The organism is Streptomyces sp. YIM 130001, assembly GCF_003574445.1.
Classification (GTDB): domain Bacteria; phylum Actinomycetota; class Actinomycetes; order Streptomycetales; family Streptomycetaceae; genus Streptomyces.
On record NZ_KZ984563.1, the window covers coordinates 153,418 to 168,227 of the forward strand.

The 14,810-nt window shown below is 71.3% G+C and carries 10 protein-coding genes; 9 read left to right on the forward strand and 1 reads right to left on the reverse strand.

Translation table 11 applies throughout. The annotated features are described in order from the left end of the window. Window positions 1-3: 3 nt before the first annotated feature. The 3 genes from fdhD to DSC45_RS26385 all read left to right on the forward strand — a co-directional run bounded on the left by fdhD (window position 4) and on the right by DSC45_RS26385 (window position 4,387). Complete coding sequence (gene fdhD, locus DSC45_RS26375) at window positions 4-888, forward strand: formate dehydrogenase accessory sulfurtransferase FdhD (RefSeq protein ID WP_119294437.1); 885 nt, start codon at window positions 4-6, stop codon at window positions 886-888. Between the two features lie 286 nt (window positions 889-1,174). After that, entirely contained in the window at window positions 1,175-3,049 is a 1,875-nt protein-coding gene (locus tag DSC45_RS26380; RefSeq protein WP_119294438.1) for a sialidase family protein, read from the forward strand. 15 nt (window positions 3,050-3,064) lie between these two features. Continuing rightward, window positions 3,065-4,387 (forward strand): glycoside hydrolase family 183 protein, encoded by a 1,323-nt coding sequence (locus tag DSC45_RS26385; protein WP_119294517.1) that lies wholly within the window; start codon window positions 3,065-3,067, stop codon window positions 4,385-4,387. Here the strand turns inward: DSC45_RS26385 and DSC45_RS26390 are convergent. Further along, window positions 4,323-5,420, reverse strand: coding sequence for a bile acid:sodium symporter family protein (locus DSC45_RS26390; RefSeq protein ID WP_119294439.1), 1,098 nt, complete (start codon window positions 5,418-5,420; stop codon window positions 4,323-4,325). The two genes, DSC45_RS26385 and DSC45_RS26390, sit on opposite strands and share 65 nt — an antisense overlap. Before the next feature lie 225 nt (window positions 5,421-5,645). Between DSC45_RS26390 and DSC45_RS26395 the strand changes: the two genes are divergently transcribed. The 6 genes from DSC45_RS26395 to DSC45_RS26420 all read left to right on the forward strand — a co-directional run bounded on the left by DSC45_RS26395 (window position 5,646) and on the right by DSC45_RS26420 (window position 14,680). Then, a complete protein-coding gene (locus DSC45_RS26395) occupies window positions 5,646-6,521 on the forward strand; it encodes a LysR family transcriptional regulator (protein ID WP_119294440.1) in 876 nt (291 codons plus the stop codon). Window positions 6,522-6,823: 302 nt separating this feature from the next. Then, window positions 6,824-8,647 (forward strand): AMP-dependent synthetase/ligase, encoded by a 1,824-nt coding sequence (locus tag DSC45_RS26400; RefSeq protein WP_119294441.1) that lies wholly within the window; start codon window positions 6,824-6,826, stop codon window positions 8,645-8,647. Window positions 8,648-8,828: 181 nt separating this feature from the next. Then, entirely contained in the window at window positions 8,829-10,082 is a 1,254-nt protein-coding gene (locus tag DSC45_RS26405) for an ABC transporter substrate-binding protein (RefSeq protein ID WP_119294442.1), read from the forward strand. A gap of 11 nt (window positions 10,083-10,093) precedes the next feature. Further along, window positions 10,094-12,892, forward strand: coding sequence for an ABC transporter permease subunit (locus DSC45_RS26410; protein WP_119294443.1), 2,799 nt, complete (start codon window positions 10,094-10,096; stop codon window positions 12,890-12,892). 5 nt (window positions 12,893-12,897) lie between these two features. Then, window positions 12,898-13,722 (forward strand): ABC transporter ATP-binding protein, encoded by an 825-nt coding sequence (locus DSC45_RS26415; RefSeq protein WP_119294518.1) that lies wholly within the window; start codon window positions 12,898-12,900, stop codon window positions 13,720-13,722. 124 nt (window positions 13,723-13,846) lie between these two features. Further along, the gene (locus DSC45_RS26420; RefSeq protein ID WP_119294444.1) at window positions 13,847-14,680 is read left to right on the forward strand and encodes an aldo/keto reductase; all 834 of its coding nucleotides are present in this window, start codon (window positions 13,847-13,849) and stop codon (window positions 14,678-14,680) included. The last annotated feature ends 130 nt before the right edge of the window (window positions 14,681-14,810 follow it).

The following is a 14,810-nucleotide window of genomic DNA, read 5'->3' on the forward strand; positions in this document are numbered from 1 at the left end:
CACATGGGACGCGTCACCGAGCGACGCCGCGTCGTCCGCATCAGGGACGGCGCGGTCACCACCCGCCCCGACACCCTCGTCGCCGAGGAGCCGATGGAGATCCGGCTGAACGGCAAGCCACTGGCGATCACCATGCGCACTCCGGGCGACGACTTCGCCCTCGCGGCGGGCTTCCTGGTGAGCGAGGGCGTACTCGCGCGGGCGGACGAGCTGCGGTCGATCGTGTACTGCGCGGGCGCTACGGAGGACGGGCGCAACACGTACAACGTGGTGGATGTGCAGCTCGCCCCCGACGTGCGGGTCCCGGACATCACGCTCGAGCGCAATGTGTACACGACCTCGTCCTGCGGGCTGTGCGGCAAGGCGAGTCTCGACGCGGTGCGCACCCAGGCGCACTGGCCGATCGACGACGCGACGGGCGCCGACGGCAGCGACGGATCGGCTGCCCCGGTGCTGCTGACGCCCGAGCTGCTCGCCTCGCTGCCCGACCGGCTGCGGGCCTCGCAGCAGGTGTTCGACCGGACCGGCGGGCTGCACGCGGCCGCGTTGTTCTCCACCGAGGGTGAACTCCTGGACATACGGGAAGACGTGGGCCGGCACAACGCGGTCGACAAGCTGGTGGGCCGCGCACTGCAGGACGGTCGGCTCCCGCTCTCCCGTACGGTCCTGATGGTGTCGGGACGTGCCTCGTTCGAGCTGGCGCAGAAGGCGGTGATGGCCGGCATTCCGGTCCTGGCCGCCGTGTCGGCTCCTTCGTCCCTCGCCGTCGATCTGGCCGAGGAGAGCGGCCTGACGCTCGTCGGCTTCCTGCGCGGCACCTCCATGAACGTGTACGCGGGCGTGCACCGCGTCGCCCTGGCACCGGCCGCGGCCGGTCGTCCGGGCTGAGCACTGGCGGTGCCCGCGTCCACGACGGCGGGGTCCGCGAGTCGGCGGGGAGCGCCCCCTGCGCCGGCTGCGGACCCCGTCACCTTGTGCGCCCCGGCCGCCTCGTGCGTCTGCCGTGTCTTGTCCGCCCCCGCTTCTTGTAGGCCCGCCCCGGGCCCAAGTACGGTCTGGAACCCGGACGTTGGACGTGGGATGTCCTGTTGTCCGTCCCTGGAGAAGGGCAGGTTCTGTCATGCCGTCAGGTCCACGTACCGCCCGCACGAGGCCGCGGAAGCGGCTCAGGGCCATGATCGCCGCGACAGCCGGCGCAGCACTCCTGGCCGCGCTCCCCTACCCCGCGCACGCCGGCCCGCCCGCAGCGCAGGCTCGGGCCGTCACCGGGTACGAGGAGCAGGTGCTCTTCAAGGCCTCGCAGGACCCCGGCTATGCCTGCTACCGCATCCCGGCCGTCGTGCGGACCACCTCCGGCACCTTGCTGGCCTTCGCCGAAGGGCGGGTCAACGACTGCAGCGACGCCGGTGACATCGACCTCGTACTCAAACGCTCCACCGACGGCGGACGCACCTGGGGACCCCTGCAGGTCGTCAACGAGGGCGACGGCGACACCCACGGCAACCCGGCCCCGATCGTGGACCGCGACACCGGCCACATCCTGCTCGCCGAGACCTACAACACCGGCCGCTCGGACGGCGGCAACTGCGAGATCCCCTGCGATCGCACCCCGCATCTGCAGCACAGCGACGACGACGGCCTGACCTGGTCGAAGCCGCGCGACCTGAGCGACGAACTCCTGCCGCCCGACTGGAACTCCTGGTACGCCACGGGGCCTGTGCACGGACTGCAGCTCGCCCGCGGCCGGCATCAGGGCCGCCTCGTCTTCGGCGTCAACACCGAGACCTGGGACGGCAGTCGGGTCACCGCCAACCACGCCGCCCTGGTCTACAGCGACGACGGCGGCGACCACTGGACCGTCGGCGCCACCGACTCGTGGCCGATCGCCGAGGACGGCAGCTTCCGTCAGAAGCCGTCGGAGCTGACGCCGGCCGAACGCCGGGACGGCTCGGTCTACGTCAACGGCCGCGAACAGGACGGCACGGACCTCGGGCACCGTACCCATGCGGTGAGCCGGGACGGCGGCGAGTCCTTCACCACCGAGGGCGGGAAGCCCGGCAGGTTCCGAGCGATCCCCGATCTCTACGCACCCCAAGTCCAGTGCTCCAGCCTGCCGTTGGGCCGGCGTCTGCTGCTCGCCTGCCCCGCCGACCCCGACCGGCGCCGGACCATGACGATCCGCAGCTCCTGGGACGAGGGCAGGACCTGGGAGGGCGTGGACCGCGGCCGCCGGGTCACCACGGACTGGTCGGGCTACTCCGATCTGGTACGCACCTCCGGGGACACCGTGGGACTTCTGTACGAGGGCGGCGCGGTGGACGCCCGGGACGAGATCCGGTTCGGGCGGTTCACCGAGGACTGGCTCGGACCGCGCCGCGGACCGGATCCGACGACCGACGACCACGCACGGGGAGCCCGCGCCGCCTCGGTCGTCGGGGGCGCACGGGAGACCGGCGGACGGTTCGGCGGGGCCGTCGCCTTCGACGGCTCGGACGACGCGGTGCGCCTGCCGTACCGCAAGCAACTACCCCTGGGAGACAAGGACTTCACTGCCAGTGCCTGGTTCCGCTACAGCGCGAACGACGGTGAGCAACCACTGCTCTGGATGGGCGGCGTAGGCACCGGCCAGCCGCAGGTGTCGCTGCGCGGCGAGCCCGCGTCGGACCGCATCGTGGGGCTGATCACCGCACGGGACGGCACGTCCGAGCCCAAGTCGGCTTCAGTGGCCACGAGTTCGGCGTACAACGACGACCACTGGCACCATGCCGTACTGCGCCGCGAAGCAGGCCGGCTGACCCTGACCGTGGACGGCACGTCCACCACCGCGCCCGATGTGCCCGGGTCCGTGAGCCGTGGCTCCGGATTCGGCGTGCATATCGGCCAGCGGCCGGACAGCCGAGCGCACTTGTCCGGGTCGATGGACGAAGTACGGGTGTGGGACCGGGCGTTGAGCGACACGGAGGTCTCACGGCTCGAGGCGGGGCGGACGCCTGTGACAAGGGACACCGTGCTGTGGCTGCCCATGGACCGGGTCAGCGGCAGGGGTTAGCGTCCCCGGATGGCCATGGCGGATCGCGTCCGTACGGCTCAGGCGGGCACCAGGACTCCGCGGAGGCGGGGCCTGGTGCCTGTCCTGCTGCTGGTACTCGCTCTGGGCGCGGTGCTGCTCGTCGCGCTGCCGGGGGACGACGACGGCGAGGACGGCGCCGCCTGCGTGCCGCGCAAGGTCGGTGCGTGGGAGCCGGACGAGCGGACCACCGGCGAGTTCACCCGCTACGGGGACGATCAGGCGAGGGCCGACGACTGGACCGGCGGCGACGGCACGCACTCGGTTCGGCTCCCGGACGGGCGGCTTCTGTGGCTGTTCTCGGACAGCTACCTCGGCCAGGTGCATCCTCCGCCCAACCTGTCGGGCCAGCCGCACGCCTGGCGCGACCAGAGCGCACCGTTCGTACGCAATTCGGCTGTGGTGATGTCCCGTTCGGGCCGTCTCGAGCGCACCCTGCCCACTCCCGTCTTTCCCGATCCGGGCCCGGGGCAGTGGCGCTGGCCGGTGGCCGCGAAGGTCGAGCCCCGCTCCCCCGGCGCCGGCGAGAAGGTCCTGCGGGTACTCCTGTGGAGCCGCTCGACCGGGACCGGGCCGTGGATCTACGGAACGCCGACGGCCACGGAGGTCGCGACGATGTCGCTGCCCGATCTGCGCGTCGAGGGCATCACGAAGGTCTCGGACCAGTCGGGCGTGCAGGATCCGGCGCACCGCGTCCTGTACGGCACGGCCGCCCTCGACGACGACGGCCATACGTACGTCTTCGGCGGCAACGACGGCAAGGCGGCCGCGAAATCGGCGTCGGACGCGTATGTGGCACGCGTACCGGACGGCGGGCTCGCCGATCCCGATGCCTGGCGGTACTGGGACGGAAAGCGCTTCGCGAAGAGCGGCGGCAGCGCCGAGCCGGTGCTCGGTGACGGCGCCACCCCGCAGGGCAGCGCGGGAACGGGACCGAGCAGCGCCGCCACGAAGGGAGTCGCCTCCGCCTTCACCGTGGTGCGCGAGGAGGGGACCTGGGTGCTGTTCACCATGGCGGCGGGTGCCGAAGGGCTCACCACGGTGACCTCGTACTGGTCGTGCGGTCCGACGGGCCCCTGGCACGGACCGGCCAAGGGTTTCGCCCCGCCGCTGCCGCAGGACACGGCCCCCCGCACGGACGCCGCCGTGTACAACCCGCAGGCGCACCCGGACGTGGCCGCCGGCAAGGGACGCCTCGTGCTCAGTTACGACGTCAACTGGCTGGACGCCACGCCCCAGGTGGCGGCCTCGCACGTCACCCGGAACGTGGCCCTGTACCGGCCGCGGTTCGTCCAGCTGCGTCTGATGCGGAGCGACTGACCGGGGCCGGCTGCCCCTCGACCGGGGCGGCGGCGTCCGTCGCATCCTCCGCGGGCTCCGCATCGTCCACCGGGTCCAGGGCACGCCGCTTGGCGATCACCGCGCACACCATCAACTGCATCTGGTGGAACAGCATCAGAGGCAGCACGGCGAGCGAGGCGTGCGCCCCGAACAGGACGGTGGCCATGGGCAGTCCGGCCGCGAGCGACTTCTTCGAACCGGCGAACTGGATGGCCACACGGTCGGCCCGGGCGAAGCCGAGCCGTCGCGCCCCGTACCAGGTGAGCGCCAGCATGACCGCGAGGATCACCGCTTCCACGACGAGCAGCCCGCCGAGGCGCAGCGGGGTCACCTGGCTCCAGATGCCGGACACCACGCCCTGGCTGAACGCCGTGTAGACGACCAGCAGGATCGATCCGCGGTCGACGAGGGCCAGCACCTTCTTGTGGCGGGCCAGGAAGCCGCCGACCCAGCGGCGCAGGAACTGGCCCGCGAGGAACGGCACCAGAAGCTGGCCCACGATGCTGACGGCGCCGTCCGCGGAGAACGAGGCCTGTCCGCCGATCAGCAGTGCGGCGAGCAGCGGGGTCAGCACGATCCCGGCGAGCGAGGAGAACGAGCCCGCGCAGATCGCGGCCGGCACATTGCCGCGGGCGATCGAGGTGAAGGCGATCGAGGACTGGATCGTGGACGGCACCAGGCACAGGAACAGCAGACCGCTGTAGAGCGCGGGGGTCAGGACGTACGGCACGAGACCGCGGGCCGCCAGGCCGATCAGCGGGAACGCCACGAAGGTGCAGGCGAGGACGATCCCGTGCAGGCGCCAGTGGCGCACCCCGTCGAGTGCCTCTCGGGTGGAGAGACGGGCTCCGTAGAGGAAGAAGAGGAATCCGACCGCGACGGTGGAGGCGCCGGACGCGACGTCGGCTCCGGTCCCCCGGGCCGGGATCAGGGCCGCGAGACCCACGGTTGCGATCAGGGATGCGATGAACGGATCGATCGGCATCCAGGACGGCCACTGCAGGCGCTTCACGGTGCTCCACTTGCTCGGATTTGCGGGTCTTGCGTGTCGTGCGGGTCTTACGGGCCTTGCGGGTCCTACGGGTCTCAAGGACTTCGGCCGGCTCGCTCCGCTTCCCGCCACTTTGGTGGGTCGCCGGGCGCGCAGCGTGCCCTCTCCATCGTCCACCTGATCGCCGTGATCGGGAATCCGTTCCGCGGGACTGACTGTCATCACGGTTCGCGATAACGTCGCTCCATGTACGACCCCGCACAGCTGCGGACCTTCCTGGCCGTGGCGCAGACCCTCAGCTTCACGCAGGCCGCCCGCCGCCTCGGCGTGCGGCAGTCGACCGTCAGCCAGCACGTACGGCGCCTGGAGGCGGCGACCGGCCGTCCGCTGCTCACCCGCGACACCCACAGCGTGGAGCTGACCGACGACGGCGAGGCGATGCTCGGCTTCGCGGGCACGATCCTCGGCGCCCACGAGCGGGCGGCGGAGTTCTTCACCGGCACGCGACTGCGCGGGCGGCTTCGTTTCGGCGCATCGGAGGACTTCGTACTGACCCGGCTGCCGGAGATCCTGAAGGCCTTCCGGCACGAGCATCCCGAGGTCGACCTGGAGTTGACCGTGGAGCTCTCGGGGACACTGCACCGGCGGCTGGCCGAGGGTCAGCTGGACCTGGTCCTCGCGAAGCGCCGGCCGGAGGACGCACCGGGCGATGCGTCGTCGGTGGTCTGGCGGGACGAACTGATCTGGGTCGGCGCCGACGGCCTGCGACTCGACCCGGCCCGTCCGGTGCCGCTCATCGTCTACCCGCCGCCGGGCATCACCCGCGCGCGGGCGCTCGACGTCCTGGAGCGGCACGGCAGGTCCTGGCACATCGCCTGTACCAGTGGCAGCCTCAACGGCCTGCTCGCCGCGGCCCGCGCCGGGCTCGGCGTGATGGCCCACACCCGCGGCCTCGTCCCGCCCGGCCTCGAGCGCGTCAGGGCCGGACTCCCCGAACTCGGCGGCGTGGACTTCGTACTGCTGCACGGCCGTGGCGGACGGGACCGCGCCGAGGGGGCGGCCCGTGCCCTCGCCCACGCGATCCTGGCGGGCGGGGACCGGCTGCAGCGCGGCCGGACGTGACGGCGCACAACACGGACCTGGCGCGCCCGGACCGTGACCACCGCGTACACATTCCGTGGAGATTGCGGCAGCGGAACTTACCGACTGGTCAGGACTCTGCCCCGGCCTCCACCCTTGTGGCCGGATTTCGCCCGCTGACCTGTGGCGATTACCGCGCGTCCGACCCTGGACACCCCTCCCACCCGTCCGTCACCGTGGGGTACGGTCACCGCGCTGTGCGAGGCGCTTGGGGCTTGCCGCTCGGATCAGTGGACAAGCCCTGGCAGCGCGAGGCGCACCCAGGGCCCTTCTCAGGAGAACCATTGCGCGAGTTCACCTCCCCACCCCTGACCTCGGCGCCGCCGGTAGGCGGGCTCGCCGATGTCGTGTTCGACCATGCCGAGGACGACCCCACGCGGACCGTGCTCGGACGCAAGGTGGACGGCCAGTGGCGCGATGTCGACGCCGCCCGGTTCCGCGACGAGATCGTGGCCCTCGCCAAGGGCCTGCTCGCCGGCGGGGTGCGGTTCGGCGACCGGGTCGCGATCATGTCCCGTACCCGCTACGAGTGGACGCTCTTCGATTTCGCGCTGTGGACGATCGGCGCGCAGGTGGTGCCGCTGTACCCGACGTCGTCGGCCGAGCAGGTCTTCTGGATGCTGCACGACGCACAGGTGTCGACCTGCGTGGTGGAGCACGAGGACCATGCGATGACCGTCGGCTCGGTGATCGACCGCCTGCCGTATCTGGAGCGCATGTGGCAGATCGACGCCGGCGCGGTCCGTGAACTCACCGCTGCGGGCGCGCACATCGACGACGAGGTGGTGCAGCGCCACCGGCGGGCCGTGATGCCGGACTCGGTCGCCACCGTCATCTACACCTCGGGGACGACCGGGCGGCCCAAGGGCTGTGTGATCTCGCACGCCAACTTCATGTTCGAGTGCGACACCGCGATCGGGCGCTGGGAGGCCGTCTTCCACTCCAAGCGCGGGGACGAAGCGGCCACGTTGCTGTTCCTGCCGCTGGCGCACGTCTTCGGCCGGATGGTGCAGATCGCGGCGATCCGCGGCTGGGTGAAGCTGGGCCACCAACCGGACCTGAGCGCCGCGTCGCTGATGCCGGACCTGGTGCTGTTCCGGCCGACGTTCATCCTGGCGGTCCCGTACATCTTCGAGAAGGTCTTCAACGGGGCACGGCGCAAGGCCGAGTCCGAGGGCCGGCTCGGGGCCTTCGAGAAGGCCGTCGAGGTGGCGGTGAAGTACGCGGACGCGCTCGAGCACAAGGCCTTCGGCACCGGTCCCGGCCCGTCGGCCGGTCTGCGGATGCAGCACCAGCTGTTCGACAAGCTGGTGTACTCCAAGGTGCGCGAGGCGATGGGCGGCCGGATCCGGCATGCGATGTCCGGCGGTTCGGGCATGGACCGCCGGCTCGGGCTCTTCTTCGCGGGTGCCGGAGTGATCATCTACGAGGGTTACGGCCTCACCGAGACGACCGCGGCCGCCACCGCCAATCCGCCGGAGCGCACCCGCTTCGGCACGGTCGGCCAGGCACTCCCCGGCACCACGGTGCACATCGCCGGAGACGGCGAGGTGTGGGTGTACGGACGCCACGTGTTCCAGGGCTACTTGGGCGATCCGAAGGCCACCGAGGCCACCCTCAACGAGGGCTGGCTGTCCACCGGAGACCTCGGCCACCTCGACGAGGACGGCTATCTCACCATCACCGGGCGGAAGAAGGAGATCCTGGTGACCTCGGGCGGCAAGAGCGTCTCGCCGTCGCAACTGGAGGAGCGGGTGCGCGACCACCCGCTGGTGGCCCAGTGCATCGTGGTCGGCAACGACCGCCCGTACATCGCCGCCCTGGTCACCCTGGACGGCGAGGCCATAGACCACTGGCTGAACATGCGCGGCAAGCCCCGCCTGACACCCGCCGAGCTGGTCCGGGACAGCGATCTGGAGACGGAGGTGCGCCGGGCCGTGGTGGCCGCCAACACCCTTGTCTCGCAGGCCGAGTCCATCCGTACGTTCCGGATACTGGCCCACCAGTTCTCCGAGGAGCACGGGCTGCTCACGCCGTCCCTGAAGCTGAAGCGGAAGGCGATCGAGCAGGCGTACGCGACCGAGGTCGAGGCCCTGTACCACGCCTGAACGGGCCGCCTCCGGAGTGGCCGGACTCCCCCGCCGAGCCATCGGCCACACAGCCCGACCATCTTCCTGACGGTTCATCAATTACCGATGCGTCAGTTATTGACGGTTCATCAGGTCGCGCACAGAATCACGCCGGACAGGGGTGGCCCTGCGGTTGCCCCTCCGACGGAGGGATCACCACGTGCTGCGACCGTTCCGCACCCTCATCGCTGCCACCGCCGCCCTGCTCCTCGCCACCGCCTGCAACTCCGCCGCCACTTCGGCGGGCGGCTCCGACAAGGGCGGTACTTCACGCGGGGTGACCGACGACTCCATCAAGGTCGGCGGCATCGTCTCGATGACGACCGCCAGCGGCTACAGCAAGAAGGACACCGACCTCGGGGCGCGAGCCCGCTACGACCGCGCCAACGACGAAGGCGGCGTCAACGGCCGGAAGATCGACTACCTCGGCGCAGAGGACGACGGCCAGGACCCGGGCAAGAACCTCGCGGCCGCCCGCAAACTCGTCCAGCAGGAGAAGGTGTTCGCCGTCTCGCCGATGAGTTCCGTGACCTTCTCCGGCGCCGACTTCCTCGACAAGGAGAAGGTGCCGACGTTCGGCTGGGGCACCGTCCCGCAATTCTGCGGCCCCGAGCACATCTACGGCTACAGCGGCTGCCTGGTCCCGATGCCCGGCGGCAGCATCACCCAGACCTGGCCGGAGGGCCTCACCCACGTGCTCGGCGGCGCCAAGGGCAAGTCCGTCGCCCTGCTCGCCAACGACAACGACGCCGGCACGTTCGCCATCCGCACCTACAAGCAGGGTTTCAAGGCCGCCGGGTTCGACGTCACCTACGCCAAGGCCTCCGTCCCCGCCACCAGCACGCCCAACGACTGGTCCGCGTACACCAAGGAGATCCTGCGCAGCGACGGCGGCAAGGCACCCGACGCCGTGCTCTCGGTGATGCAGACCCCGTACAACATCGGCCTGTTCACCGCCGTCAAGCGCACCGGATACCAGGGCATCCTCAGCGACCCCACCGACTACGACCCCGGACTGCTGGCCAAGAAGGCGACCCGGAAGGCGCTCGACGGCGTGCACGTCTTCCTGTCCTTCGAGCCGTTCGAGTCGAAGAGCGAGCGGATGCAGCAGTTCAAGGCCGATATCCGTAAGGCCGCGGGCAAGGACGTACCGCTCAACATCCATATGCTCACCGGCTACATGTCCGCCGACTTCTTCCTCTCCCTCGCCGAGAAGGCCGGCCGCGACCTGACCGTGGAGTCCTTCCAGCGCGCGGCCGGCTCCTACTCGGACACCGGGACCATGGTCGGCGACCGCGCACTGCCCGACGGACAGCGCGAGGCGTTCGGCTGCGGGGCGCTCGTCCGGCTCGAGGGCGGGGCGTACGAGATCGCCGCGCCGTTCAAGTGCCACTCCTCCATTCCCTTCAAGTAGGACGGTCCACCATGGCTGACCTGCTCGGATTCATCCTGGGCGGACTGGTGTCCGGCGCGCTCTACGCGCTGCTCGCGACCGGTCTCGTGCTGTCGTACTCGGCCTCGGGGCTCTTCAATTTCGCCCACGGTGCCACCGCCTATCTCTGTGCTCTGGCCTTCTACGAGTTGCACTCCGGCTTCGGCTGGCCCGCGGTGCCGACCGCGCTGCTCCTGGTCTGTGTGCTCGCCCCGGCGCTGGGCTGGGGACTCGACCGGCTGATGTTCCGCAAACTGGCCCGGGTCGGTGAGACCGCGCAGATCGTCGCGACGATCGGCCTGCTCGTCGCGCTGCCCGCGCTCGGCCTGTGGATCGTCGAGCTCCTGGAGGGCGCCGGCGCCTCGGTCAAGCCCGCCGAGAACCAGTTCGGCCTGGCAGGGGTCGGCCCCAGCCCCGCCGTCAACTGGCAGCTGATGGACGGTGTCGGGGTGGACTCCGACCAGCTGATCACCTGGGTGACCACCGCTGTCGTCGCGGTCGGCCTGTGGGCCCTGATGCGGCACACGCCACTCGGTCTACGCCTGCGCGCCTCGGTGGACAACCGGTCCCTGGTCGAGCTGCGCGGGATGAGTGCGGACCGGCTCTCCTCGGTCGCCTGGATGCTGTCGTCGGCGCTCGCCGGACTCGCCGGGGTGCTCGCCACCCCGCTGCTCGGCCTCTCCTCGCACGACTTCACGCTGTTCCTGTTCGTGTCCGCGACGGCTGCCGTGCTCGGGCGGTTCGCCTCGATCCCGCTGGCGTTCGCGGGCGGGCTCGCGCTCGGGGTGCTGCAGAATCTGGTCGCCGGGTACGCCTCTTTCGCCGACGGCATCACCGGGTTCCGTACCGCCGTACCGTTCATCATCCTGTTCGGCGGGCTGCTTGTGATGACCCGGCGGCAGCGGGCAGCGGGGACGAGCGCCACCGACGCACCGCCCGTCGACTATCTCGACGGGCGCTCCTGGGTGCGGCGTTGGGGACCATGGACAGGGGCGGCCGTACTCCTCGCGGCGGCGTTCTACACCGTGACCACGCCGTTCTGGAGCGGCATTCTCGCCCAAGGCCTGGCGATCTCCCTGGTGTTCATCTCCTTCACGGTGGTGACCGGCCTCGGGGCGATGGTGTCGCTCGCTCAGGCCACGTTCGTCAGCGGGGCCGCGCTGGTCGCGGGGCTCCTGATGAGTCATGGCTGGCCGTTCATCGCCGCGGCGCTCGTGGGTACGTGTGCGGCCGCGGTGCTCGGCGCGCTGGTGGCGCTGCCCGCGCTGCGGCTCGGAGGCCGTTCGCTGGCCCTGGCCACGCTCGCGCTCGCCTTCCTGGCGGATCAAGTCCTGTTCCAGATGGGCTGGTTGCGCAACGGTGACACCGGCTGGGAGATCCCGCGCCCCATCTTCGGACCGGTGGACCTCACCGACGACCGGGCGATGGGTGTGGCCATGGTCGTCCTGGTCACGGCCGCGGTGGCGGCGCTCAGCGCGCTGCGATCCTCGCCGTCGGGGCGGGCGATGCTGGCCGTACGCTCGGCGCCGGCTGCCGCACTGGCGTCCGGGGTGTCGGTGGTCCGTACGAAACTGATGCTGTTCACGCTGTCCGCGGGGCTCGCCGGGTTCGGCGGAGTGATGTACGCGTCGTACAACACCCGTGTCACGGCTACCGACTTCACCGCGATGACGGGGCTGATCTGGCTCGCCGTGGTGGTGGCGGCCGGGGTGCGCAGGCCGCAGTTCGCCGTGGTCGCCGGCCTGGTGTTCGCCCTCGTGCCGCATGTCCTCGCCGACTACGTGACGGAGTCCGCGCACCTGCCGGTGATCCTCTTCGGCCTGGCCGGTCTCGCGCTCGCCAACGACCCGGACGGGTACTGCGCGGCGCTGCCCACTCGGCTGCACCACCGGCGGGCGGCGCGGGCGGCAGCGCCACCGAAGGCCTCCGAGGCCGGCCGGACGGTCCCCGCACCGCGTTCGCCGGCCGACGACACCGCACCGCCGGCCCTCGAATTGCAAGACGTACATGCCGGATACGACGGGGCGCCCGTACTGCACGGCGTGGACCTGGCCGTGCGCAGCGGCGAGATCCTGGCTCTGCTCGGGCCCAACGGTGCCGGGAAGTCGACCATGTGCCGGTTGGCGGCCGGTCTGCTGTCCCCGTCCTCGGGCCAGGTGCACGTCGCGGGGCGGGACGTCACCGGCGGTGGCCCGGTCGCGCGCTCGCGAGCCGGAGTGCTGCTCGCACCCGAGGGCCGCGGCATCTTCCCCGCCCTGACGATCGAGGAGAACCTCACCCTGCATCTGTCCGACCGCGAGGACCGCGATGCGGTGTGTCGGCGCTTCCCGGGTCTCGCGGCGCGCCGTCGGGTTCCAGCGGGCTCACTGTCCGGCGGCGAGCAGCAACTCCTCGCCCTCGCACCGCTGTTGCAGCGGCCCCCGGAGGTGCTCATCGCCGACGAGCCGTCGCTCGGGCTCGCTCCGCGGGTGGTGGAGGAGGTGTTCGGTCTGCTCCAGGAACTGCGGGCGGCCGGGACCGCGCTGCTGCTCGTCGAGGAGAAGGCCGCGGAGGTCCTGGGCGTGGCGGACACGGTGGCCTATCTGGCGCAGGGGCGCCTGTCGTGGTGCGGCCCGCGCGCGGAGGTACGCGCCGAGCACCTCACCGAGGCGTACTTGGGCATCGCCGCGGAGCAGGCGGACGGTCCCCGCGTACGCGCGGGCGGAGCACCTGCGGACGCAGGCTCCCGCACGGGTGGGGCGAGTGCGGTTGAGGCCGGCACCGGCGAGGCGGAAGGAGCGGCGCGGACATGAGCGGCATGGATGCGAACGGGTCGGGCGGGACGGACCCCACCGACCCGGACACGGCGGACGGGCAGATCCTGCGGGCCGAAGGCATCGGTGTGCGCTTCGGCGGCATCCGGGCCCTCGACGGCGTGGCACTCGGCGTCGGGCCCGGTGAGGTGTGCGGCCTGATCGGCCCGAACGGCGCCGGAAAGACCACCCTCTTCGACGTGCTCTCCGGCATCCGGAGGCCGGACGCCGGACGCATCGTCCTGGACGGCCGTGACATCACGCACCGCTCGCCGGTGTGGCGGGCCCGGCACGGGATGCGCCGCACCTTCCAGCGCCAGCAGCTCTTCGGCCAGCTCACGGTGGCCGACAACCTCGTGGTCGCCCAGGAGTGGCGCGGCCGAGGAGGCGGCTTCGCCGCGGACCTGCTCGCCGCGCCCACCCGCCGCGGCAGGGAACGGACGCGGCGCGCGCGGGCGGCAGAGGTGCTGCGCTTCTGCGGCCTCGCCGACTGCGCCGACGCGTACGCGGGTGCACTGCCGGTCGGCCGTGCCCGGATGGTCGAGCTGGCGCGGGCGGTGGCCGACCCGCCGAGCGTCCTGCTCCTGGACGAACCCGCCTCCGGCATGACCGAGGCGGAACGCTCCCGCCTCGCCGCGGTGGTCCGCCGCCTCGCCGACGAGGAGGGATGCGCGGTCCTGCTCGTGGAGCACAACGTGGCCTTCGTGATGGAGCTCTGCTCACGGGTGGTCGTACTCGACCTGGGCGCTGTCCTGGCCCGGGGAACCGCCGCCGACGTCCGGGCCGATCCCCGGGTACGGGACGCGTATCTGGGCTCAGCGGCGGCCTGAGCGGGCGGACACGGCGGCGGCTCGCACCAACACGCACAGAACCGTCACCGCTCCGGGGAATGCGCGAAAGCCGCTGATCGTTGACGCTGGTCGTAACACCCGACCACGTAAGGATCCAGAGCCCGTGAGCAAGGTCCCCACCATCACTCTCAACAACGGCGTCAGCATGCCGCAGCTCGGTTTCGGCGTCTGGCAGGTGCCGGACGACGAGGCGGAGAAGGCGGTCGGCACCGCGCTCGGGGCCGGATACCGCAGCATCGACACTGCGGCCGTCTACGGCAACGAGGAGGGGACGGGCCGCGCGCTCGCCGCCTCGGGCGTCGCCCGCGACGAGCTCTTCGTCACCACCAAGCTGTGGAACTCCGACCAGGGCTACGACGCGGCGCTCCGCGCCTTCGACACCTCGCTCGACAAGCTGGGCCTCGACTATGTCGACCTGTACCTGATCCACTGGCCGGTGCCCGACCGGGACATCTACGTGGAGACGTACAAGGCGCTCGAGAAGCTGCTCGAGGACGGCCGCACCAAGGCGATCGGCGTCTCCAACTTCCTGCCCGCGCACCTCGAGCGGCTGCTCGGCGAGACGTCCGTCGTCCCCGCCGTGAACCAGATCGAGCTGCACCCGCAGCTGCAGCAGGCGGAGTCCCGCGCCCTGCACGCGGCGCACGGGATCGCGACCGAGGCCTGGTCGCCGCTCGGCCAGGGCAAGGGCCTCCTCGAGGTGCCGACCATCGCGGCCGTCGCCCGCAAGCACGACCGGACGCCGGCCCAGGTGGTCCTGCGCTGGCACCTCCAGCTGGGGAACGTGGTGATCCCCAAGTCCGTGACCCCGTCCCGGATCGAGGAGAACATCGCCGTCTTCGACTTCGAGCTCGACGAAGAGGACCTCGGCGCCATCGCGGCCCTCGACGAGGGCCGCCGCCTCGGCTCGGACCCGGCGGAGATGAACGCGTACTAGCCCCACCCGGCACCACCAGAAGGAGCCCGGCCGACCTTGGCCGGGCTCCTTCATGTTCCGCACGCGCTACGCCGGTCCATCCGGCCCTGCCAGCCCTGCGGTCGACCGGCGCCGCAACGGGGGAATCATC

Coding starts and splice junctions, on each gene's coding strand:
- DSC45_RS26385 (WP_119294517.1), top strand. CDS start 3,065: ATGGCGGATCGCGTCCGTACGGCTCAGGCGGGCACCAGGACTCCGCGG.
- DSC45_RS26380 (WP_119294438.1), top strand. CDS start 1,175: ATGATCGCCGCGACAGCCGGCGCAGCACTCCTGGCCGCGCTCCCCTAC.
- fdhD (WP_119294437.1), top strand. CDS start 4: ATGGGACGCGTCACCGAGCGACGCCGCGTCGTCCGCATCAGGGACGGC.
- DSC45_RS26395 (WP_119294440.1), top strand. CDS start 5,646: ATGTACGACCCCGCACAGCTGCGGACCTTCCTGGCCGTGGCGCAGACC.
- DSC45_RS26410 (WP_119294443.1), top strand. CDS start 10,094: ATGGCTGACCTGCTCGGATTCATCCTGGGCGGACTGGTGTCCGGCGCG.
- DSC45_RS26415 (WP_119294518.1), top strand. CDS start 12,898: ATGGATGCGAACGGGTCGGGCGGGACGGACCCCACCGACCCGGACACG.